Annotated in this window: 16 protein-coding genes and 3 pseudogenes; 6 read left to right on the top strand and 13 right to left on the bottom strand. The window is 42.9% G+C overall.

Annotation, left to right across the window (positions count from 1 at the left end):
* Window positions 1–21 precede the first annotated feature (21 nt).
* On the top strand, window positions 22–1,176 hold the full coding sequence (locus tag BSCG_RS09135) for a Rid family hydrolase (protein ID WP_004311876.1): 1,155 nt from the start codon (window positions 22–24) through the stop codon (window positions 1,174–1,176).
* Window positions 1,177–1,196: 20 nt separating this feature from the next.
* Window positions 1,197–3,296: a cytochrome c biogenesis protein CcsA gene (ccsA, locus tag BSCG_RS09140; protein WP_032849616.1), complete on the top strand. Its 2,100-nt coding sequence runs from the start codon at window positions 1,197–1,199 to the stop codon at window positions 3,294–3,296.
* A gap of 317 nt (window positions 3,297–3,613) precedes the next feature.
* Here the strand turns inward: ccsA and BSCG_RS0127600 are convergent.
* The 4 genes and pseudogenes from BSCG_RS0127600 to BSCG_RS09155 all read right to left on the bottom strand — a co-directional run bounded on the left by BSCG_RS0127600 (window position 3,614) and on the right by BSCG_RS09155 (window position 10,312).
* Window positions 3,614–4,221, bottom strand: a pseudogene (locus tag BSCG_RS0127600) (TetR/AcrR family transcriptional regulator).
* A gap of 17 nt (window positions 4,222–4,238) precedes the next feature.
* Window positions 4,239–5,975 carry an ABC transporter ATP-binding protein gene (locus tag BSCG_RS09145; RefSeq protein WP_008776574.1) on the bottom strand — a complete coding sequence of 579 codons (1,737 nt, stop codon included), beginning with the start codon at window positions 5,973–5,975 and terminating at the stop codon, window positions 4,239–4,241.
* Window positions 5,968–7,740, bottom strand: coding sequence for an ABC transporter ATP-binding protein (locus BSCG_RS09150; protein ID WP_004300133.1), 1,773 nt, complete (start codon window positions 7,738–7,740; stop codon window positions 5,968–5,970). Before BSCG_RS09150 ends, BSCG_RS09145 begins: the two co-directional genes overlap by 8 nt.
* 265 nt (window positions 7,741–8,005) lie before the next feature.
* Window positions 8,006–10,312, bottom strand: a complete 2,307-nt coding sequence (locus BSCG_RS09155) for a family 20 glycosylhydrolase (RefSeq protein ID WP_008776573.1) — start codon at window positions 10,310–10,312, stop codon at window positions 8,006–8,008.
* Between the two features lie 184 nt (window positions 10,313–10,496).
* On the opposite strand from BSCG_RS09155, the gene BSCG_RS09160 reads away from it, so the two are divergent.
* Window positions 10,497–11,411, top strand: coding sequence for a cation diffusion facilitator family transporter (locus BSCG_RS09160; RefSeq protein WP_004300135.1), 915 nt, complete (start codon window positions 10,497–10,499; stop codon window positions 11,409–11,411).
* A gap of 335 nt (window positions 11,412–11,746) precedes the next feature.
* On the opposite strand, the gene BSCG_RS09165 is transcribed toward BSCG_RS09160, so the two are convergent.
* The 9 genes and pseudogenes from BSCG_RS09165 to BSCG_RS09200 all read right to left on the bottom strand — a co-directional run bounded on the left by BSCG_RS09165 (window position 11,747) and on the right by BSCG_RS09200 (window position 21,408).
* Complete coding sequence (locus tag BSCG_RS09165) at window positions 11,747–14,086, bottom strand: TonB-dependent receptor (protein WP_004300137.1); 2,340 nt, start codon at window positions 14,084–14,086, stop codon at window positions 11,747–11,749.
* Between the two features lie 113 nt (window positions 14,087–14,199).
* Complete coding sequence (locus BSCG_RS30510; RefSeq protein WP_008776571.1) at window positions 14,200–14,541, bottom strand: hypothetical protein; 342 nt, start codon at window positions 14,539–14,541, stop codon at window positions 14,200–14,202.
* A gap of 124 nt (window positions 14,542–14,665) precedes the next feature.
* A pseudogene (locus BSCG_RS30915) lies at window positions 14,666–15,982 on the bottom strand (TonB-dependent receptor plug domain-containing protein); the annotation flags it as partial.
* A 342-nt stretch (window positions 15,983–16,324) separates the two neighbouring features.
* Window positions 16,325–16,987, bottom strand: a pseudogene (locus BSCG_RS30910) (TonB-dependent receptor); the annotation flags it as partial.
* A gap of 84 nt (window positions 16,988–17,071) precedes the next feature.
* Window positions 17,072–17,452, bottom strand: a complete 381-nt coding sequence (locus BSCG_RS09180; protein WP_004317845.1) for a hypothetical protein — start codon at window positions 17,450–17,452, stop codon at window positions 17,072–17,074.
* A gap of 46 nt (window positions 17,453–17,498) precedes the next feature.
* On the bottom strand, window positions 17,499–19,097 hold the full coding sequence (locus BSCG_RS09185) for an aspartate:alanine exchanger family transporter (protein WP_004325699.1): 1,599 nt from the start codon (window positions 19,095–19,097) through the stop codon (window positions 17,499–17,501).
* Window positions 19,098–19,144: 47 nt separating this feature from the next.
* Window positions 19,145–20,047 carry a cation diffusion facilitator family transporter gene (locus tag BSCG_RS09190; RefSeq protein WP_004300142.1) on the bottom strand — a complete coding sequence of 301 codons (903 nt, stop codon included), beginning with the start codon at window positions 20,045–20,047 and terminating at the stop codon, window positions 19,145–19,147.
* An 80-nt stretch (window positions 20,048–20,127) separates the two neighbouring features.
* On the bottom strand, window positions 20,128–20,508 hold the full coding sequence (locus tag BSCG_RS09195; protein ID WP_004303823.1) for a thioesterase family protein: 381 nt from the start codon (window positions 20,506–20,508) through the stop codon (window positions 20,128–20,130).
* An 18-nt stretch (window positions 20,509–20,526) separates the two neighbouring features.
* Window positions 20,527–21,408, bottom strand: a complete 882-nt coding sequence (locus BSCG_RS09200) for a hypothetical protein (RefSeq protein ID WP_004308057.1) — start codon at window positions 21,406–21,408, stop codon at window positions 20,527–20,529.
* 196 nt (window positions 21,409–21,604) lie between these two features.
* Between BSCG_RS09200 and BSCG_RS09205 the strand changes: the two genes are divergently transcribed.
* The 3 genes from BSCG_RS09205 to BSCG_RS09215 are packed head-to-tail and all read left to right on the top strand — an operon-like array spanning window position 21,605 to window position 25,337.
* The gene (locus BSCG_RS09205; RefSeq protein ID WP_004308058.1) at window positions 21,605–22,495 is read left to right on the top strand and encodes a calycin-like domain-containing protein; all 891 of its coding nucleotides are present in this window, start codon (window positions 21,605–21,607) and stop codon (window positions 22,493–22,495) included.
* Window positions 22,496–22,509: 14 nt separating this feature from the next.
* Window positions 22,510–23,193, top strand: coding sequence for an HmuY family protein (locus BSCG_RS09210; RefSeq protein ID WP_004308059.1), 684 nt, complete (start codon window positions 22,510–22,512; stop codon window positions 23,191–23,193).
* Window positions 23,190–25,337 carry a TonB-dependent receptor gene (locus BSCG_RS09215; protein WP_004308060.1) on the top strand — a complete coding sequence of 716 codons (2,148 nt, stop codon included), beginning with the start codon at window positions 23,190–23,192 and terminating at the stop codon, window positions 25,335–25,337. Before BSCG_RS09210 ends, BSCG_RS09215 begins: the two co-directional genes overlap by 4 nt.
* Window positions 25,338–25,372 lie beyond the last annotated feature (35 nt).

Below are 25,372 nucleotides of genomic sequence, written 5' to 3'. Positions count from 1 at the left end.
ATAGTTATTTACCCAACTGATATGAACAACAAAAAACAACAGAATATTCAGTCTGAAAAGACGCTAACAGAGATTTTTAAATATAATGCAGGAGGAGAAGCTTCAGAGTATCATATTATCATTCATTCTACTAAACCGGAAGATACATACGAAGAACAGCTGAATGCAGTATTAAACACCTACGATTATTTACTTACCCAAGAATTGAAAGGAGCAGTTGCCATCCTCAAACGTTATTTCCTTAGTGACGCTGCCAATCAGGCAGATACACTACTGGCATTGACAACCGAAGGTTCGGACTGCGCACTTTCCATTGTGGAACAGCCCCCGCTGGACGGAACAAAAATAGCCTTATGGGTTTACCTGTTGACAGATGTACAGACACAAGTCTTACATAACGGGCTTTTTGAGGTGAAACACAGTGCCTATCGCCACTTCTGGGGCGGTAGTGCATTCAATCGTGCCGCCAATTCGGAATACCAGACCCGTCTATTATTGAACGACTATGTGATGCAACTCATGGAACAAGGTTGTAAACTGGCAGACAATTGTATCCGTACATGGTTTTTCGTGCAAAATGTAGATGTGAATTATGCCGGAGTAGTGAAAGCACGTAATGAAGTTTTCGTCACCCAAAACCTGACAGAAAAAACACATTATATTTCCAGCACAGGCATCGACGGCCGGCATGCCGACCCGAAAGTACTGGTACAAATGGATACTTACGCTGTAGCAGGAATGCAACCGGAACAGATTCATTTCCTCTATGCTCCTACCCATCTGAACCCAACTTATGAATATGGAGTAAGCTTTGAACGTGGCACGTATGTAGATTATGGAGACCGCCGACAGGTATTTATTTCAGGAACGGCAAGTATCAACAACAAAGGCGATGTGGTATATCCCGGCAACATCCGCAAACAGACAGAACGAATGTGGGAGAATGTGGAAACCCTGTTGAAAGAAGCGGACTGCACGTTTGAAGATTTGGGACAAATGATTGTATATCTGCGTGACATAGCCGACTATACAGTTGTTAAAGCAATGTATGACAAACGTTTCCCACATACTCCTAAAGTATTTGTTCATGCTCCGGTATGCCGTCCCGGATGGTTGATTGAGATGGAATGTATGGGAGTGAAAGAATGTAAGAACAAGGAATACGCTCCATTTTAATATCATAAAAGATTATACAGTTGAAAAGGTTACTTATTATCTTATATATCTGTCTGGTGGGACTACTCGCTGTGACTACTTTCGTAGAACAAGCGTATGGGACAGATTTTGTAGAAAGAAATATATATCATACATGTTGGTTTTGTTGTTTGTGGGGAACAATTGCCACCATTGCACTTGTTGCTCTCATCCGACGCGCTTTATGGCGACGGTTCCCCATATTGTTGTTTCATGGCTCTCTCCTCGTTATCTTGGTGGGGGCCATGATTACGTTTATCGGAAGCAAAAAAGGATACGTACACTTGCTTCCGGGGGCAACGATAGACAGTTTCCTGGAATCGGAAAGCGGCAGAAAAGCTGATCTGCCATTCACAATACAACTAGATAGTTTCCGTATAGCATACTATCCCGGAACAGAAGCACCGGCAGACTACATCAGCTATATCACCTACTCTCTTCCCGGACAGAAAAATGTTCTATTACACGAACAGATTTCAATGAATCGTATATTTACATCACAAGGTTTCCGTTTCTATCAGTCATCTTTCGATGATAACGGAAAAGGGAGCTGGCTGACTGTCAATTATGATCCATGGGGAACAGGAGTGACTTATGCAGGATATATCCTGCTCGGTCTCTCCATGATTTGGCTACTATTTTCCCGCAGTAGTGATTTCCGACGCCTGCTAAACCACCCGCTACTTAAAAAAGGAGGTGTATTTATACTGTTTATTTTCTGCCTTGCAGGTAACATGCAAGCACAAAAAAAACTCCTTCCTGCATTGAAACGAACACAAGCGGACAGTTTAGCACAGGAACAGGTTATTTATCACGACCGGGTAGTACCTTTCAACACATTAGCCCGTGATTTCATTCAGAAACTGACAGGAGAAGCTTCATATAAAGGATTGACACCTGAACAAGTGATAGGTGGCTGGTTACTTTATCCGGAAGTGTGGAGAAATGAGCCATTGATATACATCAAAAATACAGAATTACAGCATTTATTAAACTTACAAACACCTTATGCTCGATTAACTGATTTATTTGACGGTTCTGTTTACCGTCTTCGTGAACATTGGCAACGTGAACAAGGACAACAAAACAAACTCGCCAAAGCAATCCAGGAAACAGATGAAAAAGTAGGCCTGATCCTGATGTTGGAAAAAGGAACATTCATCCATCCATTACCCACTGATGGCAGCGTGCAACCTCTCTCCGAACTGGAAGTGAAAGCAGAATTACTCTACAACCGGATTCCGTTCAGCAAGATTCTTTTTATGATAAATCTGTCATTGGGAGTGTTGTCTTTCCTGCTTCTACTTCATAACAGCCTGCAAAGAAATATCCTCTCGCTCAAAGCCAAAACGATTTCCCGCACAGCAGGAACTTTCTTTTCTGTTGCACTCTATCTTGCTTTCATATTCCATTTAGCAGGATATTGCCTGCGCTGGTACATCGGCGGTCGTATTCCACTTAGCAACGGTTACGAAACCATGCAGTTTATGGCTCTTTGTATTCTTTTGATAGCCTGTCTGCTCCATCGAAGATTTTCATTTATACTTCCATTCGGATTCCTCCTCTCCGGCTTTGCTTTGTTGGTTTCCTATCTGGGACAAATGAATCCCCAGATAACCCCATTAATGCCGGTGCTCGTCTCTCCATGGCTAAGTATTCATGTTTCATTGATTATGATGTCTTATGCCCTATTGGCATTCATCATGCTAAACGGAATACTGGCATTATGCCTCCGGAAAAAAGAATCGGAAAACAATGTCTCCGGAAACGACGCTATACAAGACAACCGGATAGAACAGTTGACGCTAGTCAGCCGCTTGCTGCTCTACCCTGCCACCTTCTTTTTAGGAGCAGGCATCTTTCTGGGAGCAGTTTGGGCAAACGTTTCCTGGGGACGATACTGGGCGTGGGACCCGAAAGAAGTATGGGCACTGATTACTTTTCTGGTATATGGAGTAGCCTTCCATTCACAAAGTCTGCGCATTTTCCGCAAGCCTCTATTCTTCCATATCTATATGATTCTTGCTTTCCTGACCGTCTTAATGACCTATTTCGGGGTAAATTATGTTCTTGGAGGGATGCATAGTTATGCAAACGCCTGAACCACTATATATAGCTAGTAATTGATAGAAGAATACCCATTTTAGGGGATTGCGGGAAAAGCGGAAAGCCCCTATCTTTGCAGTATCAGAATTAAATTAATTAGTCATAATTATATTACGTAGCCACATTAAAAATACATAGAAATCGGCCGAAGTGATTCACCCGCATTTCTTTTATTTGGTTGTTAAGTTGAAAAACCATATAATGTATTCATTTTGGAATATGAATAGATGACATATTCTAAAAGAGGCAAGGACGTTCGGCTTGTGAAAGCCGGACGTTTTTTTATATCAGTAAGAGAATAAAGTGAGAGAGCTCATGCATTCATGAGCTCTTTCCAACCAGCCGTTTCAAAAGCGATATACTCCGCTATAAACTTCTCCATCTCTTCTTTCTTCACAGGATGCAACACCAGCTCTTCGAGTAGGGCAAACAACCATACCGTATTCAGGTGAATAAAGAAGTTAGTTATTGCTATATTGATATGCGGATATTTCTGCTTCATTCCTTGAAAAAAACAGAAATCGTACGCGTCATCAAATCTGTATATTCAGAACGGAAGTTCTCCAAAACAGAACCTTGTGCCTGAAAAAGCAGCAACCGCAAACGGTCACGATGTTCAGAGACCAATCTGATATATTCCCGTACAGACATTTTCTGATAATCCGAATCCATAAAGACGTCTATCGTCATCTGATCTGCATCGTGATTATAAATCATAGCATACAGATCATTCAATACCGGTTTCAGAATCGTACGGAATATCTCATCCTTATTGGTGAAATAATGATAGATATTACTCACCGTCACCCCTGCCCTCGAAGCTATTTCACGCATAGAGGCATCCTTGTATCCCTTTTCCAGAAACACTTCTTCGGCTGCCTTCAAGATTCCCTCTTGTATATCTCCTTTCAAAAATTGCATAGTATCGTTGCTATTTATCAATTCATATTTGTAACCTGTCTGTTCACCATCCGGGCAAATATACCATTTTTCTTTTTCAATTCCTCCGGTGTTCCCATTTCAGCAACACTTCCATTCTCCAATACTACAATTTTGTCGGCATTGGCAACGGTGCGCATACGGTGCGCAATAATCAGCACCGTTTTGTTACGTACCAATTCAGATATACCTGCCTGTATCTTGGTTTCATTCTCAACATCAAGCGAAGCCGTAGCCTCATCCAACAGAACAATCGGAGCATCCTTCAACAAAGCGCGGGCAATGGAAATACGCTGACGCTCACCGCCGGATAATGTTTCTCCATTCTCACCGATAATCGTCTGGTATCCCTGCGGCATTTTAGTGACAAACTCATCACATTGTGCCAAGCGGGCAACTCTCCGGACTTCCTCATCCGTAGCATCCCGTTTGCCAATACGGATATTATCCATAATGGAAGCATTGAAAAGAACTACATCCTGAAAGACAACGGAATAGTTTTTCAACAAAGTTTCAGGATCAATCCGACTGATATCCTGCCCGCCGAGGGTAATCTTTCCCGACTGGATATCCCAGAAACGTGCCGCCAACCTGGCCGCCGTACTCTTGCCACTACCTGAAGGACCAACCAAAGCCGTTTTTTCACCTTGCCGGGCAATAAAAGACAAGTTATTCAGAATTTGTTTTCCCTGCTCATAAGCAAAGTCTACCTGTCTGAATTCGATATCATAACCTTGAGGAGTGAATTCGGTAGTCCCGTTTTGTACCGGCAATGCTTCCATCTCATTCATTCTATTGATACGCACATCCAAATAGAACAAAGCGGCAATATTATTCATCACCTCACTGACCGGAGCATACACACGCGACCCGATAACCATAAATATAAGATAGGTAAACAAATCAACCGTACCCGAAGCCAAGAGATTGGCACCAACGATAATAACGCTTGCCAGTCCGAGTTTCAATACACTCTGGAAACCGTTTACCAACATGCCGAGCACCAGTTCATTACGAGTCAATACCTTTTCATAGGTATCAATGCTCGCATCCAGTTTTTCCAGATAGTCTCTCTCCTGATTGTAGGATTTTATCTCCTGAATGGTATCGAGTCCTTCCTGGATATGCTCGGTCACCATCCGCTTGTTCAGATAATTACTTTCATTGCTTTTCTGTATTTCCTTCTTCGAGAAAAGAAGGATTGCGGCAGCAAGCGGCACTACCCAGAACAAAGCAATCGTCAACTGCCAGTTATAAAATGCCATGCCGACGGTAATAAGCAGAATACTGATAATGGAAGCAAACAACTGGGGAACCGCATGCGAGAAAGTATGCTCGAGATCAGTGCAGTCATCCATAATCGTGGCGGTGAGGTCGGAAAGATTCTTTTCGCCAAAGAAAGCCAGAGGCAACTTGCGAAGTTTTTCCGCCAATGAGATACGCCGGTTTGCACTCTCATCATAAACGGTGGTATAGGTACTACGATATTGCAATACCGCAAATATATACATGACTATCATAAAGACAATACCGAGTATGCTATAATAGAGAATACCATGCGTCACCGAAGCCGAAGGCTGAAACACAGGACGAAGATATTCCTCAAGAAAAAGAAAAACAAATACCGCCGGCAACATCAATACAATATCGAGCAGTGTAGTGAAAAACACACCTTTACAGAAATCTTTCGCTCCTTTAGTTGAAAGGGCAAAACGTCTTTTTATTACTTCAATCATTAGAAACCTCCTTTCCTATTGTCCAGCGAACAGATTGCTGGTATTCATTCCACATATGATAATAGATGCCTTGTTTTCCAAGCAGGTTGGCATGTGTACCTTGTTCCGCAATCTTCCCCTTGTCAATGACGAGGATATTGTCGGCATCAGTGATGCTTGAAAGACGATGAGCAATCATCAATACGGTTTTTCCTTTTGTCAGTTCTTTCAAGGCTTGCTGGATGAGATGCTCATTTTCGGGGTCGGCAAAAGCAGTCGCCTCATCCAGTACAATGATGGGAGCATTTTTCAGGATTGCACGTGCCAGTACGATCCGTTGCTGTTCCCCGCCGGAGAGATATGTTCCCTCCGTACCAATCTTCGTATTCAGTCCGAGCGGAAGTTTATTGATAATTTCCCGGCATTGTGCCATATCTACTGCCCGTTCCACTTCCTCCATTGTCGCGTCGGGATTACCATATTTGATATTTTCGAGCAGAGAAGTCTTGAACAGCTTTGTATTCTGGAACACGAAAGAAATATATTTCATCAGTTCTTCGGGAGCGATTTCTCTTACATTGATGCCACCTATTAAAACTTTCCCTTCCGTTGCCTCCCAGAAACGGGGAACTAGACGGGCAATCGTTGTTTTCCCTCCGCCCGAAGCTCCGACAAGAGCTACTGTGTTTCCTTGCGGAATAGTGAAACTAACATCATCCACCGCCTTTTGATTAGCTCCCGGATAGCTGAAGGAAACTTTTTCGAACTGAATACTGAATTCCTTTACCGGTTGTGGATGCTCTACAACAGTCAGGTGCTCATAAGCAACCAGATTCTCAAGACGTCCGATAGCTTCACTCGCCTGCCCCAAAGCCTGATTGAGATACATACTCTTCATGATACTTTGGGAGAATACAGGAGTAATGAGAACAAACAGGAAGAAATTAAGTAATACCGATGCATAATTACCTGAATAACCAATCAGCAAAATAGCCAACGGAGCAAGGAAAAACACAAAACCATTGATTATTACGGTATAGAGCGACATCGGCTTCTCCCACATTCGTGTATAGCCGAATACCATTTTATTATAATTCATGATACAGCGGTGAAAGTTTTTGAAAGAGTAAATAGTCTGCTGGAAAACCTTCACTACGGGAATTCCTCTCACATACTCTACAGCTTCGGTATTCATTTCCTCCAGAGAGGTCATGTAGCTTTTCATAAACTGCCGTCCCTCCGCATTCATCATAAAACCCATAACCAGCATGGCAATAATTACAGGGACGATACATGCCAGACCGAGTATCCAATCGAACACAAAAATCAGTATGGCAGCTACCAACGGCACTAGAAAAGTAGCCGCAAGGTCGGGCAACTGATGTGCCAGAAAACTATGGGTAACCCCTGCATTGTCATCTATAATCTTGCGAATACGTCCGCTCGTATTAATGTCAAAGAAGCCGAGAGGCATACGCACTATCTGGCGCATGGCTTCTTTACGCAAATTCGATTCAACCCGAAAAGCTGCAAGATGCGAAGACATCAATGCGGCAAAATAAAGGACGATGCTCGCCACGGCCATGCCTGCCGCCCACCAGGCATACGTCACCACATTACCGGAAGAGGTTATCTCTCCGTGTTCAAGCAGTTCTCTCACAATCAGCCAAATAAGGATATAAGGCAACATGCCCGCCAGGGCACTTAGGGCAGACAGCAGCATTGCCGCAGGCAAAAGCACTTTCCGTTTACCCATGTAGTTCTGAAGTTTTTTCAATGTACTCATAACGTACGTTCAATCTATATTAAGTTCGACAATCATTTAACTTATCGCTTGTTTTCAAAAAAGAACAATATTCGAAATCGTTCAAAAAAAAGAGAGCTTATATTTCTATAAGCTCTCTTCATCCCATTCAATCCGGTGCATGTGCACCTTTGATATATGATTAATCTCGACTCGTCTCTCACTGATTCGCATAAGTTTTCAAATATTTTCTGCAAAGGTACAGCTCGCCGGCAAGACGGACAATACCTAAAAATAATGAAATTTGCTATTCATGTTTCAGCCATGCACTTGGCAATACTTCTTTTTCACCTTTTTCATTCACCAGTTCCATCTGCAATACGCCTCCGTTACAATCGAAGTAACGTACCTCTATCGGATGAAGCCCGGCTTTCAAAGCCTTCTGCACAATAATCTCTACCGGCGAATGTGCTCCATCATTATCTCCCAACAATTCACCGTCAAGCATTAATGTGCTACCGTCGTCCGAGAGAAGGGCAAATGTATAGATACCATCGGCAGGAACTTCCAGATAGCCGGTCAATACCAGACCGATATTTCCTTTCACCTTTTCGGGAATGGATACCGATTCCACCACATACTCCCCTTTGACAGGAGCTGCATCAATATCCGCACAAAGATTACCACGGAAATCGTGCCATACTGCTTTCAAGCCGGGCTGCAAAGCAGCCGGAGCAGTCACCGCCTCCGCATAAGGAGCCTTTACATACTTGGTACGCACCGCATCCGAAGGAGAACCATCCGGACGAAAAGTGCGGAAAGCGAAATCCGTAGTCTTCCCAACTTCCAAAGCACCGTTATAAAGAGCTGATTCTTTGGTAGGCATACTGCCGTCTGTCGTATAACGTATTTCAGTACCGGGTAACGGGCAGGTCAATTCCACAGTTGTTTCATCAATAAATGCATTCACTTTATAGAATCCCTGCAAATCAGGCACCCTATAATTTACCCTCATCACATCCATCCGCTTAAATTGCGGAACAAGCTGACGATAAAATTCTTCGAGACCCGGTTTAGCTGTCGGCTCCGCCCAAGCTATTTCACTCAACGCTATCATACGGGGAACAATCAAATATTCAATGCGCTTCATTGTCGGAATCCATTCAGCCCAGAGATTCGCCTGCACACCCCAGATATATTTCTTCTGTTCCGGCGATAACCGCTCGTCTGCACACGGATCATACGCAAGTATTTTCTTTACTGAATTCTGATCCTGCGCATAATCGAAATAGAAATATTCATTCGGACAAGCAATCACTTTCTGCTTTTGTGCAGTTGCCGTAGGCAATGCATCTTTCGCCCAACTTCTCCACCAGGTAATGGCAGCATCGGAAGATAATCCGTCGGATACCACTTCATCCCAGCCTATGAGTTTCTTTCCGTTGGCAAGGAAGAATTTCTCCATGTCACGTACAAACCATGCCTGAAGTTCTTCTACCGAACCCAGTTTCTCCGTACGAATCCGTTTCTGACAAAGAGGACATTTCTTCCAGTTGGCTTTTTCCACTTCATCACCACCCATGTGCACATATTCATAAGGGAAAAGTTCAAAAACTTCTTTGAACACATTCTGACAGAACTCCAGCGTTGTATCTTTGCCCGGACAGATAGGAGAAGAGAAAGTTTTCCCCCACCCGATTAATCCGTCACACACCAATTCCGGATATTGACCGATAGCTGCCAGGAAATGTCCCGGCATATCGATCTCGGGAATGACATCGATACCTCTTTGCGTAGCATAGGCTACTATTTCTTTTATATCATCATGAGTGTAATAACCTCCATACAGCGTATCTCCTTCCACAATGCGTATCTTATCTTCCGGAATCAGGAAATCGGTATTATCTTCTTCTTTCGCACGTGCCATACAGGTACGATCCTGCGTATTGAATTTACGCCAGGCCCCTTTTTCTGTAAGCAACGGGTATTTCTCGATCTCTATACGCCAACCCTGATCGTCGGACAGATGCCAGTGGAACTTATTAAGTTTATACAAAGACATCAGATCTAATACATGCTTCACTTCTTTTTTATTCCAGAAATGGCGGGAAGCATCCAACATAAATCCACGCCATTCAAACCGTGGCGCATCTTCTATTTGCACGACAGGGATAGAATAATTCTGTTTCTCTCCCTGCACTTCTATCGTTGCAGGAAGCAACTGGCGAATAGTAGTAATAGCAGAAATAATACCCGAATAGTCAGTTGCCTCTACCCGAATATACTCCGGTGTAGACTCAAGTTTATAAGAGCTAGGCTTTCCAACAGTATCCTTCAACTGAAAATACATATCTACCTGACTCTTATCGGTAGTGACTTCAACAGAAGACGATATGACATTCCGAAGAATCTCCTGCAGATACCCGGCAGCCGGAAACAAGGACTGATCGGAAACCCCAATCTTCATTCCATCTTTTAAAACAAACGAGCCAGACTGCTCGGTCAGACTAACGGGGGTAGGTAAGATTGCAATCTCTTGCTTGACGGTAGGCGTGCAAGAAGAAAAAATACAAGCTGACACAATGAGAAAAGAGCTACTTAGTTTTTTGAACATGCGGTTAACTATTTAATAAATTAATTGTCCTGTTTTTAATTGACCATCTATATATAATACAACTAAAACGTATAAACTACTAAAAAGGCAGAAAAAGTTTTTTGCGACTTCATATCACAGACTCCTATTAATGTTTATCTTTGCTCCCCAATCCCATTACAAACAATTATAAAGAGTCACTTCAATGTCAAGAGAGAAAATACTAATCACAACCTCGTGGATCAGCACAATTGGCAATGCAATCTTGTCCGTATCCAAAATCATAATCGGTTTATTTGCCGGTAGTTTAGCCGTAGTCGGCGACGGTATCGACTCGGCAACCGACGTCGTTATCTCTATCGTTATGATTTTTACGGCACGCCTCATCAACCGCCCTCCTTCAAAGAAATATGTATTCGGATATGAGAAAGCGGAAGGGATCGCAACAAAGATTCTATCACTCGTGATATTTTATGCCGGTGTACAAATGTTGCTATCATCCACTAAAAACATCTTTTCAGATGAAGTGAAAGAGATACCATCGGCTATCGCCATCTATGTCACTATATTTTCTATTATCGGTAAACTCTTACTGGCTTCATACCAGTACAAACAGGGAAAGAAGATCAACAGTTCCATGCTCACGGCAAACGCTATCAATATGCGTAATGATGTTGTCATTTCAACCAGTGTTTTGTTAGGATTGATATTTACTTTTATCTTCAAATTGCCGATACTCGATTCGATAACAGGATTGATAATCAGTCTCTTTATCATCAAATCTTCCATCAGCATCTTCATTGATTCCAATGTGGAGCTAATGGACGGGGTGAAAGATGTCAATGTATATAATAAGATATTCGAGGCTGTAGAGAAAGTGCCCGGTGCCAGTAATCCGCATCGCGTCCGGTCACGAATGATAGGGAATCTCTATATGATTACCCTTGATATAGAAGTGAATCCACAAATCACGATCACGCAAGCCCATGAGATTGCCGATGCAGTGGAGAAGAGCATCATTAATTCGGTAGATAATGTATATGACATTCTGGTACATGTGGAACCTGCCGGTAAATGTCAGACAGGAGAAAAATTCGGGGTCGATAAAGATATGGTTTGATCCATCTCTACACAGAGTTTCTTTCACTTTCCTCTATCACCTATCACCGACACTTCCAAAAGCTCTTATTCATGGGGATTTCAGGGGTGGTGACAGGTTGTTTGCAACCTATCACCGCATCTATCACCTATCACCACCCGATCAATCAATGATTAACAAGGAGAAAAGAACAAGTCTCTATACGACATATTAGTTTCAGCCGCTTGAAACTTTTAGTTTCAAGGCTTGGAACAAAGTGTTTCCCGGTGTGAAACAAATCGTTTCACTATTTGAAACAAAGTGTTTCAACGCAGGAAACAAAAAGTACCGTGCCGGGAAACTATTTTTATGACCGATTAATAGCTGATCTTTACTCCGGCAAAGAAACTTCTCGGCAAAGAAGGACCGTAAATATAACCGGAATCCCGGTTAGCTCCTCTGTCAAAGTCCTTCTGATAAGACTCAAAAATATTCTGAACTCCGCCGTTTAATTGCAAATCAACCGTTTTGTATAACTTGAAGTCATAAGCCAGTTTCACTCCCAAATCAAAGAAACGAGGTGTTCTGATTGCTTCCGCTTTTCTTTCAGGCATTTTACCCAGTTCGGCATTCTCGGCGGTGATATCCATACGTTGCACCAACATCCTGCCGGTATAGGTTCCTGACAAAGCAATAGATAAAGGTTTGATGGGGGTACAAGTAGCAGTGAAATAACCGTATGTATCGGGAGTACGGAAAATCTTCTTTTCTGCCGGTGCATCGTCATGCCACTTATGCGGTTCATCGTACCGGCTACGTTGTAAAGTTAATCCCGCTTGTATTTGCAGGATAGAAAGATAAGCCACTTTACCTTCCAGTGTCAATCCCATCACTTTAGCACCGGGGCCATTGCTACGTGTTTTCACTAATATACCATCACCACGGTCGTAAGGTTTGCCCAATACAAAAACATCGGTCAGTCTTGTATAAAAACCCTCAATCAACAAATTCGTCTGGAATGCTCCGAAACGATGATACATGTCTGCAGAAACACTGAAACTTTGGGATTTCTCTTCTTTCAAATCCTTTGCACGCTCGATCATAGCCACCGTTCCGCCCACATTTTCAATATGCATATCCTCATCAAAAGCCTGCGGAGCACGAAATCCGGAAGAATAGCTTAAACGCAGGTTAATATTCTGGGTAGGATTAAAACGCAAGTTGGCACGGGGACTAAAGATCACATTATCCACCATATTATGCTTATCCAGACGACCACCAATCAGAATCCCCCAACGGTCGTTCTTCCATTCGTTCTGCAGAAAAGCACTGTAAATATTCACCGTCTGATCCGTGTGACGGTTATATCCCCACATGTTATCTTTTAGGCGGTCACGGTTATATTCAAGCCCTGCCGTGAGATCAGAAGGCATAAAAAAGCACTTGTCAAACGTATGTACGTATTGTGCACCACCCATAGCGGTTAAATCCGTTGTCTTTCCATAGGCTTTCAGAGGATCGTTACCCGGTCCGTAATAACTGTCCCGGTCTGTATTGGCAGCCGATGCAAAAACACTTAGACGGTTCTTTTCATCCGGAGAGAAATAATCGAATTTCAAACTTCCACCATCAATAGAATGTTGCAACTGCTCCGCAATATGCGCTTCGTGAGGAGGACGGTTCAACATATCCCCTCCACGACGGAATTCCTGCATGTGGTGATATTCAAAGGTCAGTTTGGAATAAGTACTTGTTTTCAGATAAGAGCGGAAACCCACTGTCTGATTCTTCAATTTGGGCAGTTCGGTAAATCCGTCTCCGTCATAATCATATCCCGACCGATAACGGTTCTGACCAAAGATATACAATCCGGCACGATGATCGTCCGTCACCAATGAAGCATTCAGCGAGGTGTTGTTATCGAATGAGGAGCTTCCTCCTAAAGAAGTTATGGTGTGCGACAGCTGACCCGAATTACGTAAAGGCTCTTTGGTGATTATATTAATCGTTCCTGCAATAGCTGAAGAACCGAACAAGGCGGAGCCTCCCCCACGCATCACTTCTACACGTTCAATCATACTGGCAGGAATCTGTTCCAGTCCATACACTCCGGAAAGGGCGCTGAATACGGGACGCGAATCTATCAGAATTTGTGTATATGGTCCGTCCAGACCATTGATGCGGACTTGCTGGAAGCCACAATTCTGGCAATTTGTCTCCACACGCACTCCGGGCTGGAAGTTCAGTCCTTGTGATAAAGTGGAAGAGTTGGTGGTTTCAAAAAGTTTCAGGTCGACAACATTCACCAAAGTAGGAGCCATACGACGTGTCGTTTCACTCCGGTTGGCGGAAACTACTACTCCGTCGAGAGCAATCGCATCCTCTTCTATTTCAAAATCTTCTTCCAGTGTCTTTCCTTTTTTCAGAGTTACGTTGCGGGTCACTGTCTTGTAACCTACTGAACTAACTTCCAGTATAAAATTTCCTTCCGGCAAATTCTTCAAAAAATAATGCCCGGTAGCATCGGTCACGGTTCCTATGGTCGTTCCTTTCAGTGCGATAGTGATGTACGGAAGATGTTCTTTCGTTTTTTTATCCAGTACATGACCTATTATATTCGCATCGGATTTCTTCAGTTCAGGGTAGTCCGGACGTTCAGCCAATGCGTATGACAAGACACAGCACAGGCCGACCAGGACTAAAAGATATTTCTTCATTGTCGTTAGTCTTTTAATGTTTTAATTCGAAAAATAATAATAAAGGGAAAGGGAAGCAGCGATCGTTAATCGTTGATCCTAATACATTAATACTGTTCCCCCAAAAAGATAGACTAAGCGATAGGAGGTGCTCTAAGAGATATTACGCCCGGACAAGAACGGTAAAATTGCTCAATTTGCGGGCGGACAAACAGGATGCATAATAGAGATAAAGCAGCAACAGAGAATGTTGGTATCAAACCGCTGTCGGTCACCAACACATGACTCAAGAGATGAATTAGTTGGAATTCAACCGTCGTATGGCTATGTTCGCTGCCTTTTTTAAATGGATGTGAATGGACAATTGTAACCCCGTTGACCACATGGGAGTGAGTAAACAAAGTGATTCCTGCCATGTACGAGATAAACAGTACAGGCAGAAACCACTTCATTATATGTAGGTACAATTGTTTCATTCGGTCATCTTGCACATTTATTCTGTGCACCTAAGTCAAGGTTTAGTTTGTTTTTTGCAAAGATAAGGATTGTCTCCATGCAAAACAATCCCTATTTATAACGATTTTAAATCTTAACCGAATTTTAATAACTTATCTTCACTCCGGCAAAGAAACTTCTCGGCAATGACGGACCATAGATATAACCGGAGTCACGGTCAGCCCCTTTGTCGAAGTCGTTCTGGTAGGCATTGAAAATATTCTGTACACCGGCATTTACCTGCAAGTTCATCGACTTGTAAAGTTTGAAATCATAGGCAGCCTTCAAACCGATATCGAAGAAGTCCTTCGTATTCACCGTTATCGGTTTTTCAAGGAATCCCGGAACTGGTTCGTGGGGAACCAGCATCGAACCGGTATATGTACCGGAAAGAGCGATAGATAATGGTTTTATCGGGGTATAGGTTGCTGTAAAATAACCGTAAGTATTCGGTGTACGCATCATTTTCTTTACAGCCGGAGCTTCTTTGTTCCATACATGCGGTTCGCTATAATGGCTCTGTTGCAGGGTGACTCCTGCCTGAACCTGGAATTTAGTCAGATACGCCATCTTTCCTTCCAATGTCAGTCCCATCACACGGGCTCCCGGTGCATTGTAGCGTGTACGTGTCAGGATTCCATCCACTACCTCTCCGTCGGTAAGGGCAAATACATCTGATAACTTTGTATAAAATCCTTCTACCAAAAAGTTAACCTGAAACGCACCAAAACGATGATAAATATCTGCCGAAGCACTCAAGCTCTGTGATCTTTCTTCTTTCAGATTATCGGCCAATTCAACCATCGCCACATTACCGCCTACATTCTCCACATGCAAATCCTCGTCGAAAGCCTGCGGAGCACGGAAACCGGATGAGTAGCTGAAACGAAGATTGATATTTTCCGTCGGATTATAACGCAGATTGGCACGCGGACTGAATATCACATGGTCAATCAGGTTATGTTTATCCAAACGACCGCCAATCAGAAATCCCCAATGCTCATTCTTCCATTCATTCTGAAAGAAAGCACTACCGATATTCACTTTTTGGTCTACTGTACGGTGGTATCCCCACATATTGTCTTCCAGTTTATCCTGATTGAATTCTATTCCGGCAGTCAGGTCAGCAGGCATGAAAATACATTTTCCGAAACTATAGACATATTGCGATCCTGCCATCCAGTTTAAGTCGGTAGTGTTTCCGTAAGCATTCGGATCTTGGCCGCCACCATAATAGCTGTCACGATTGATATGCTGCGCTGATGCAAACACATTGAAACGATGTTTCTCGTTAGGTGAGAAATAATCAAATTTCAGTCCTCCACCATTGATCGAGTGTTCGGTCTGTTCCGCTACATTCGCTTCGTGAGGTGGACGGTTCAACAAGTCTCCTCCCCTACGGAATTCTTCCATGTGGTGATATTCAAAAGTTAGTTTCGAATATGTCGTTGTTTTCAGGAATGAACGGAAACCGATGGTTTGGCCGTGTATCTTGGGAATTTCAGAATATCCGTCACCATCATGGTCATACGCGGAACGATGGCGATTCTGACCGAAGATATACAAACCGGCACGCTGGTCGTCCGTCACAAGTGATGCATTCAGCGCCGTACTGTTATCAAAAGCATCGCCATCACCAATACCTGTAATGGTATGCGATAACATACCGGAATTGCGCATCGGTTCTTTGGTAATGATATTGATTGTTCCGGCAATAGCAGACGAGCCGAACAAAGCAGATCCGCCTCCACGCATCACTTCCACACGTTCTATCATGCTGGCAGGAATCTGCTCGATGCCATACACACCGGAAAGTGCACTAAAAATAGGACGGGAATCGAGCAGGATTTGCGTATAAGGGCCATCCAGTCCATTGATACGCACTTGCTGGAAGCCGCAATTCTGACAATTAGACTCTACACGGACACCCGGCTGAAAGCTCAATCCTTGTGCCAAAGTCGTAGAATTGGTATTCTCAAAGATTTTCAGATCCACCACATTCACCAGTGTCGGAGCCAGGCGACGGGTAGTCTCGTTACGATTGGCAGATACTACTACGCCATCCAAGGCAACTGCATCTTCTTCTATCTCGAAATCTTCTTCCAATGTGCGCCCTTTCTTCAGCGTCACATTCCGTCTGACGGTTTTATACCCCACCGAACTAACTTCGAGCACAAAATTGCCTTCGGGAAGATTCTTCAAGAAATAATGCCCGGTAGCATCGGTTACCGTTCCGATGGTAGTACCTTTCAAGGCGACTGTTATATAGGGCAAGTGTTCTTTGGTGTTTTTATCAAGAATATGGCCAACGATATTGGCGTCTGACTTACGTAATTCAGGATGATTAGGATATTCATGAGCTTGTCCTTCAAGGGCAGGCAACAATGCGCAGCACAAGCAGACAAGCGAAAAGATGTATTTCTTCATTTTTCGTTTGTTATTAGTTTTCGATAAGTACTCACATGGATAGACAGATAATGCCCTACCTCATGCAAGGTACGGTATCATCATTCAAAGAATGGAGAAACGAATAGCCGGAGGTGCTCTAAGTCCCACTACCCCATGATACGGACAGTGATAGTGAGCATACGGCGAACGGCCGAGCAACAAATACAATAAGAAAGGAATAAAAAGGGAAAGAGCAAAAACTACGGCTGCACCGTCTGCCGTTAAATGAGACAGAAAATGAATCAGTAGCAGTTCGACTGTAGAGTGTTTATGTGCCGCCCCTTTCTTAAATGGGTGTGAATGGACGATTGTCACGCCATTGACCACATGCACGTGGGCAAAGAATGTGAAGCTTACCAGATACGACACAAACAGTATCGGTAAGAAGTAGCGTGTAATATTCAATAACAATCGTTTCACCTCATTTTTTCTTTGAGGCGGCAAAGATACGAACTATTTATTTAACAATCAATGAATCTACAAAATTCTGTTAATATACTGCCGAAGCTATGATTTGAATAAACAGAATCAGAAATACCATGGCAATCGGATAAACAGTTGCGTAAGCTACGCTCGGTATGTTACTGTCCACCATTGAATCGGCAGCTGCAAGTCCCGGAGTACTCGTCATACCTCCCGTTATCGTTCCCAGCAAATCGAGCAGACTGATTTTAAATACCAGACGTCCGACAATAGCTGCTACAAGCATCGGTATCAATGTGATGGCAGCTCCTACTCCGAACATCAGCAATCCGCTTTCCTGGAAAGTGGCTACCAGATTCTTACCGGCAGAAGTTCCTACTTCGGCTAGAAAAAGAAGCAGACCTAACTGGCGCAACAACTGATTGGCAGGTCCGGACATAGACCAGATGATGGGGCCTGTCTTACCAATCGCACTCAACACAAGGGCTACCATCAGCACTCCGCCGGTCAGTCCCGGAGAGAATGACAGACTATCAGAGAAAGATATATTTATTTTGCCGAACAGCACTCCCAGTACAATACCCATCGCAATGGGGAAGAAATCCGTATCAGACAGTTTCTTCGCATTGTTACCCAGCAGGCGGGCTACTCCTTTAAGTCCTTCTTTCTCACCGACAACCATCAATTTATCACCAAACTTCAAAGCGAGATCTGGAGATGGAGACAAATCAATACCGCTTCGACGGACACGAGTCACTGTACAACCAAAATTTTTCTGTAAGTTCAAATCACCCAGTTGTTTATTTATCATGTCCTTTTTGGTCAACAGTAAAGATTCTATTTCCTGCGTTTTATCCAAAGGCAGTTCGCCTTCTTCTCTCTTACCGATTAACACAGCAAGCTGATTCAATGATTCTTCGCTACCTACGGCTTGTATGTAGTCTCCTTCACGCAGCACTGTATGGGCTGTAGGAATAGATATTTCATCATTGTGCTTCAGACGGGAAATAACAGCGCCCGTCATACCGCGTGCATTAATTTGCATCAGGTTACGGTTGAACACATGCGAATTGGTGACACGGTAGATACAAGTAGTCAGTTCTGGAAATTGTCCGCGACGTTCTATCTCCAGGCGACGGGCTTCTTTATTCAAATCTACCCGCATAATTTTAGGTAACAGTTTGACAAACAGAATCACGCCGATTACTCCAAACGGATATGCGATACCGTAAGCAATGGATGCCAAAGGAGAATTGGTACTGTCAATAGCAACCGCCAGACCCGGCGTACTGGTCAACGCACCGGCAATCAGACCGACAATACTCGGTGTATCAATATCAAATGCGTACTTCAACCCGACTGCGGTCAGGCAGGCGGAACAAATTATAAGCATAGTAATGAGAATAAGCGTCTTTCCTTTACTGCGGAAAGAATCGAAGAATCCGGGCCCTGCCTGAATACCGATGGTAAAAATGAAGAGCACCAAACCGAAGTTTCCTAATTCTTTAGGAATGATAACACCAAAATGCCCGAAAAGAAGGGCAATGAAAATAACTGCCGACACATCGAGAGATAATCCTCTGATTTTTATTCTTCCCAGCATAAACCCTAATGCGACAATCAGGAAAAGGGAAAAATAAGAGGAATGCAATAAGTCAGTAAACATAAAAATAAAGGTTAGTTAGTTTAAGGGCGCGAAGGTACGGATTTTATTTAATCCTCACAACATTCGTTGCTGCAAGTAGCTCTTTCGTCTTCAAACTCCAAAGTGGCATGATGAATGCCTGCCTCTTCGAGTGCTTCCTTTATATGATGTTTCACTTCCTCCAACTGTGTGATATTATCAATGACAACGTGGGCAGTCAGAGCGGTTTCCGTTGTGCTTAACGCCCAAATATGCAAGTGATGGCAATTCTCCACACCGGGTTGTTCCACGATAAGTTGCTGTATCTTTTGAGCGTCTATCCCCACTGGTACTCCATCCAAAGACAACCGGAGACTGTCATGAAGCAATCCCCAGGTAGAGACAATAATAATAACAGCAATGCCAAGTCCGATAATCGGGTCAATGATGCTCCATCCTGTATACGTAATAATAATACCGGAAGCAACTACACCGACAGATACCAGTGTATCTGCTGCCATGTGCAAGTAGGCCCCCTTCACATTCAGATCCTTATCTTTATCTTTCATGAAAAGCCATGCAGTAAGCGCATTGATGACCACTCCCACCCCAGCTGTCCATGCGATAGCGGAACCATCAACCGAAACCGGATGAAATAATTTGTCTATGCTCTCGGCAATAATAATGCCAACAGCAATCAACAGTATAACTGCATTTAATAAAGAAACAAGTATCGTACTCTTCTTATATCCATACGTGTAACGACTATTAGGGTGAACTTTCTCCAACCGGAAGGCCAACATGGCAAGTACCAGACTGGCTACATCACCCAAATTATGCCCGGCATCGGAAAGTAACCCCAAAGAATTATAATAAAATCCTACTCCGAATTCTACTATGACAAAAGTTATATTCAGAGCGATGCCTATGATAAAAGCTTTATTGAGCGATGTCAACCGATGACTATGTTCGTGGTGATGATGAGGTTCCATATTATATATTGTTATTACATCTAATATACAAAAAACATCTTACCCGGAGATTAGTTCATCCTTTTCCACTTTTGGCAGTATTAACGACTGGTTAGTTTTTCCATAAACTTATTCCGGTCTACCACATAACGTATATGTGTTCCTTCACCAATTTTACCCTGTGAATCAGAGGCTACTACGGAAAATGTTAACTTTCGTCCCTCTACCTCAAGAAGTGTGGCTGTTACAAGAACCGTGTCTCCCAATGCAGTGGGTTTAAGATGTGTAGTCTGAATCATTGCTCCTACCGTTGTATTGCCTTCCGGCAGTTGATCTTCAACAGCAGACAAAGCTGCATTTTCCATGAATGCTACCATAGCGGGAGTAGCAAGAACAGGGAGATCACCCGATCCCATTGCCACTGCCAGATTTTCCGGTTTGACCACTACTTCCTTTATAAATTGCAATCCTTTTTCTAACATAATTTCTGATTCTATATTTTAGTTATGACTATTCTTCTTTTTAGCAGACTGGTAGAACAGAAATGCCAACAGAGCTAAAAAAGCCAAAAGTATCGTAATCATCTCTGTTGTATATGCCATTGGTTCTACCCATATTTCATGAAAGATATTCCAGCGTCCCAATACTTCTACAAAAGTCCAGAACACTACTACCGTAGCAATAGAAAAGCGCATGGCATATCCCCATTGAGTGATTTTCAACAGGCGTTTAAACATAAAAAATGAACCTGCCAGACAGCCGAAAGCAACTATAGCAGTAACAGGGCTATGCTCGCCGACAAAATTCTCATCATAACAGAAGAGTAGCACGAGATAGCTCGTCCACATGATGAGATTTAACTCCATAAAAGTAACAATCGAGGTATGACGTGTCATCGGCCGTACTACAATCGTGGTGGTACTCTTACGGAAAAAGACTTTTTGAAGATAGGTAAAGAAGTCGCATCCGCTTTTTATACTGAAAATGTAAATCAGCATAAACATCACCCAAAAGCCGAAGGAGGAAGGCATGATTAAATATTCCGGTTTTGTCACGACTTCACCGGCAGCGTTCAGCAATGGTTGCACTTCATAACGATGTGCATAATATACGTAGATAAACTCTACCCATCCGGTCCAGAAGAGTAGTCCTCCGAATAATCCCCATAATGTCTGTCGTGTATCTCCTTTTGCAAACACTCCAATAATCACCATCACCAGACCTACTGCTCCCATCGTGAAAGCCGCATAGTGAAGAGCTGTGGATGAGAGCACATGCTCCATAAAAATCATTAATGCATGCCCCAACGGCATAGTAAACAATACAATCAGGAAAGAAGTAATCCCTGTCAATACACTTTTTCTACTGTAGCCGCCTTTCATTTTCTTCTCATTTTAATTTTTTAATCATCAATTTAGTAAAAGACTGCAAAAATAACGAGTTAATCCACTCCTCCCAATACCTACATATAATTAAAGCCTCTCATTTTTTCATTTCTTTTAGGTATTTCCCCCGTATATATATCCCCGTAACTTTGCAGCTGGAAATTTAATTAATCATTATCTATCAAAATTAAGTATGAAAATCTTAAACTTTTGGATGGTTGCCCTTATGGCACTATCTCTTTCTTCTACTTTCGTTTCTTGTAGCGACAACGACGACGATGAACCTAACCTTGCCAAAGAAATAGCAGGAGCTTATAAAGGTTATTCAGTCGGCGCATGCAATATGTTCTCTGATTATTTGTTGGGTGATGAATCCACAGCAACAATCACTGCCAACGAAGATGGTACCATCAATTTGGTATATAAATCCGGATCTGGAGATTTCACTCTGAATAATTTAAAACTTTCTTCTAATAAGTCTTTCAGCGGTTCCGGTGAAGTTGCCATGTCTATGGGCGGCAGCACAGGCGGTAGCTACGACTACACATTAGAAGGTAGTGTAGATGGTTCTAAAGTGTTAAGTTTGAAAGCCAATGTTGATATTCCTGTACCTATGGGAAAAATGGAGATTGATTTCATACAAGGAGAAACTCCTGTTGGTTATTATATAAAAGACACTTATAAATACCAAACTAATTTGAGCCTTAAGGTACAAGGAGGAGAAGTTGGCTCTACTACAGATTGCCAAGTAAAGATTGAAAACCCAACAGGTAGTACCGTAAATGTTACAATCAGCGGGTTTAATAATGCAGGAGGTTCAATGAGTAACTTTGAAAAATTCACTGTTACCAGAGTCAATGTTACTAAAGCAAACAATGGTAGTTACTCGCTCAGTCTGGGTGCCTTTGAAGCAGATACCCAAAAAACTACAGGTGAAGCTCTTGCTATTAACGGCACAAGTCTGAACGGTACAATTAATGCAGACGGAACAGCCACTGTTAGTATCGTTTTCTCACCGGGAAGTATGCCAATGCCAATTACAGCAGAATTTACGGGAAGTAATACTCAAAGTAGCGCACAATAAACGATTAAATAGCAATGAAAAGAAGCAGGAACGCTATTTTCAAATATACTATAGTACTGGGAGCGGCAATGTCGCTCTCTGCTTGTAATGGAATATTTGAAAATATTTATGATGCCCCCATCGAAACGGAGATGGAAATCAAGGAAAATAGCTTTTCACAAGTCAAGACTGTTGAATATACAGAATGGGCCTACATTAACCTTTCGGAACGTACGGTTACTACCGTTAAAATCGGAGAGGAATATGAGAGTCAAATTCCTGACAAGTGGGATTTCGCTATTCATCGTTATGATATAAAAACCAACGAGGGTGCTGCCTACAAAACAACTTACACAAGTATCGACGAGTTTAAAGCAACAGGTAAACTGCCTAAAGCGGAAGATTTTGTAGAAGATGAATGGACAACCGATAAAATAGCCATTGACATGTCGGGCATGATGGACGGAAACATTATCTACACAGAGTCTTACCGTAATGCTGTTCTTTCCAGCTGGCTGGACGTTAATACCGCAACGATGCCTCCGGTATACACCATGTCAAACCAAGTTTTTTTGATACGTTTGAAAGACAATACATACGCAGCGATCCGTTTTACCAACTACATGAATGCCAGAGGTATAAAAGGATATATTGACTTCAATTTCCAGTATCCGCTTGAGTTCGAGGACAACAACAATGAAACCAATCAACAAGAATGAAACCTACATTTATAATATCATTATTGCTTTTTTCATTTATAGCAACTTGCACCACATTAGCACAACACTCAACTTATCACATCAGCGGACGTGTAACTGATACAGAAGGGGAACCTCTCCCCGGTGCAACGATTTCCATCAAAGGTAAAGGAACCGGAGCCGTCACATCCGTCGACGGCACATATACATTACAACTCCCCGGAACCGGTACATACCTCATCACCGCCTCGTATGTAGGCTATCAGCCACAAGAAAAAAGACTGACTGTAGGGAAAGAGAAAAGACTAAGTTTCCGCTTATCGGAAGATCAGTTTGACCTGGGAACAGTGGTTGTCACAGGTACACGTACTCCCAAATTACTGAAAGATGCTCCTATCATCACTCGTGTAATCACAGCAGACGATATTAAGAAGGTAGATGCAACCAACGTAGGACAATTATTACAATCGGAACTGCCGGGCATTGAATTTTCCTATTCAATGGATCAGCAGGTTTCTATCAATATGCAGGGATTCGGAGGAAACTCTGTACTCTTCCTGGTAGATGGCGAACGTCTGGCAGGGGAAACTTTAAACAACGTCGACTACAACCGATTGAACCTCGATAACGTGGAACGGGTAGAAATTGTAAAAGGGGCTGCCTCTACTCTCTATGGTTCCAGTGCAGTAGGTGGCGTAATCAACATCATCACCCGTGATTCCGAGGACCCATGGAATTTAAATGTAAACAGCCGCTTCGGTGAACATAACGACCAACGATATGGCGGAACTTTCAGTTTCAAAGCCGGTAAATTCAACAGCCAGACGAATGTGCAACATACAATGTCCGATTCTTACGACGTACCGGAAGGAGATGTGACAACCATCTTCGGAAACCGCACATGGAATGTGAAGGAACGTCTTGTTTACAGACCGATTGAACAGTTGAAACTGACTGCACGCGGAGGTTATTATTTCCGCGAACGGGATAAGACCGGAGACAGCAAAGACCGTTATCGTGATTTCAGCGGAGGTCTGAAAGCCAACTATGATTTCAACATCATGAGTAATCTGGAAGTTGCCTATACATTCGACCAATATGATAAAAGTGATTATCTGACCTCATACAAATACGATGTCCGCGATTACAGCAATGTGCAACATAGCGTACGCGCACTCTACAATTACACCTTCAACGATAAAAACATTCTGACCGTAGGAGGAGATTATATGCGTGACTATCTATTGTCTTATCAATTTACCAACAATGGAAGTTATACCATGCACTCGGCAGATGCATTCGGACAGTTCGACTGGAACCCGACCGAACATTTCAACGTAATCAGCGGGGTACGTTTCGACTATTTCTCACAATCTAACGTACGTCATATATCTCCGCACATCGGACTGATGTACAAAATAGCCAACTGCTCCCTCCGTGGCTCATACTCACAGGGATTCCGCTCTCCTACCCTCAAAGAAATGTATATGAACTTCGACATGGCAAATGCCATGATGATTTATGGTAATCCCGACCTGAAATCGGAGACGAGCCACAACTTCTCGCTCTCGGCGGAATATACCAAGAACCGTTACAATTTTACCGTTTCAGGATATTACAACCTTGTCAATGACCGGATCGACCTGACTTCATTCCGCGACACTGACGGAAGATGGGCACAGCTATATATCAATACAGAGAAAGTAGACATCGCCGGTGTGGATATCAACGCCTCCGCCAAATATCCTTGTGGTCTGGGAATACGTGTTTCTTACGGATACCTCCACGAGTTTATGCGCGACGGACAAATGAAATTCTCCAGTACCCGCCCACATTCAGCGACCGCACGTATCGAATACGGCAAATCATGGGATAATTATCAATTCAATCTTTCCCTGAACGGACGTGCGTTATCCAAAGTAGAAACCAATAAATATGTGGGCAATAATCCGGATGAAGGGACTACCGGAGTGACTTATCCGGGATATACGATGTGGAACCTGACGTTGACACAAGGGATCTGGAAAGGAGTCAGCCTGAATATGGCCGTCAACAACATATTTAATTATGTTCCAAGCTATTATGATGCAAACTCTCCTTATACCCGGGGAACCAACTTCTCCATCGGACTTGCATTAGACGTAGACAGGTTCTTCAGAAAATAGAAAAGATAAAACTACATACAAAGCTAAAAATAAGA

This window comes from Bacteroides sp. 2_2_4 (assembly GCF_000157055.1).
Taxonomy (GTDB): Bacteria; Bacteroidota; Bacteroidia; order Bacteroidales; family Bacteroidaceae; genus Bacteroides; species Bacteroides ovatus.
The sequence above is the reverse complement of the archived record's forward strand: the minus strand, read 5'-3'. Positions and strand labels throughout refer to the sequence as shown.

Bases quoted from the DNA above. Each gene is read 5' to 3' on its own strand.
- BSCG_RS09135 (WP_004311876.1), top strand. From the start codon at position 22: ATGAACAACAAAAAACAACAGAATATTCAGTCTGAAAAGACGCTAACA.
- BSCG_RS09145 (WP_008776574.1), bottom strand. From the start codon at position 5,975: ATGATTGAAGTAATAAAAAGACGTTTTGCCCTTTCAACTAAAGGAGCG.
- BSCG_RS09150 (WP_004300133.1), bottom strand. From the start codon at position 7,740: ATGAGTACATTGAAAAAACTTCAGAACTACATGGGTAAACGGAAAGTG.
- BSCG_RS09155 (WP_008776573.1), bottom strand. From the start codon at position 10,312: ATGTTCAAAAAACTAAGTAGCTCTTTTCTCATTGTGTCAGCTTGTATT.
- BSCG_RS09160 (WP_004300135.1), top strand. From the start codon at position 10,497: ATGTCAAGAGAGAAAATACTAATCACAACCTCGTGGATCAGCACAATT.
- BSCG_RS09165 (WP_004300137.1), bottom strand. From the start codon at position 14,086: ATGAAGAAATATCTTTTAGTCCTGGTCGGCCTGTGCTGTGTCTTGTCA.
- BSCG_RS30510 (WP_008776571.1), bottom strand. From the start codon at position 14,541: ATGAAACAATTGTACCTACATATAATGAAGTGGTTTCTGCCTGTACTG.
- BSCG_RS09185 (WP_004325699.1), bottom strand. From the start codon at position 19,097: ATGTTTACTGACTTATTGCATTCCTCTTATTTTTCCCTTTTCCTGATT.
- BSCG_RS09190 (WP_004300142.1), bottom strand. From the start codon at position 20,047: ATGGAACCTCATCATCACCACGAACATAGTCATCGGTTGACATCGCTC.
- BSCG_RS09195 (WP_004303823.1), bottom strand. From the start codon at position 20,508: ATGTTAGAAAAAGGATTGCAATTTATAAAGGAAGTAGTGGTCAAACCG.
- BSCG_RS09200 (WP_004308057.1), bottom strand. From the start codon at position 21,408: ATGAAAGGCGGCTACAGTAGAAAAAGTGTATTGACAGGGATTACTTCT.
- BSCG_RS09205 (WP_004308058.1), top strand. From the start codon at position 21,605: ATGAAAATCTTAAACTTTTGGATGGTTGCCCTTATGGCACTATCTCTT.
- BSCG_RS09210 (WP_004308059.1), top strand. From the start codon at position 22,510: ATGAAAAGAAGCAGGAACGCTATTTTCAAATATACTATAGTACTGGGA.
- BSCG_RS09215 (WP_004308060.1), top strand. From the start codon at position 23,190: ATGAAACCTACATTTATAATATCATTATTGCTTTTTTCATTTATAGCA.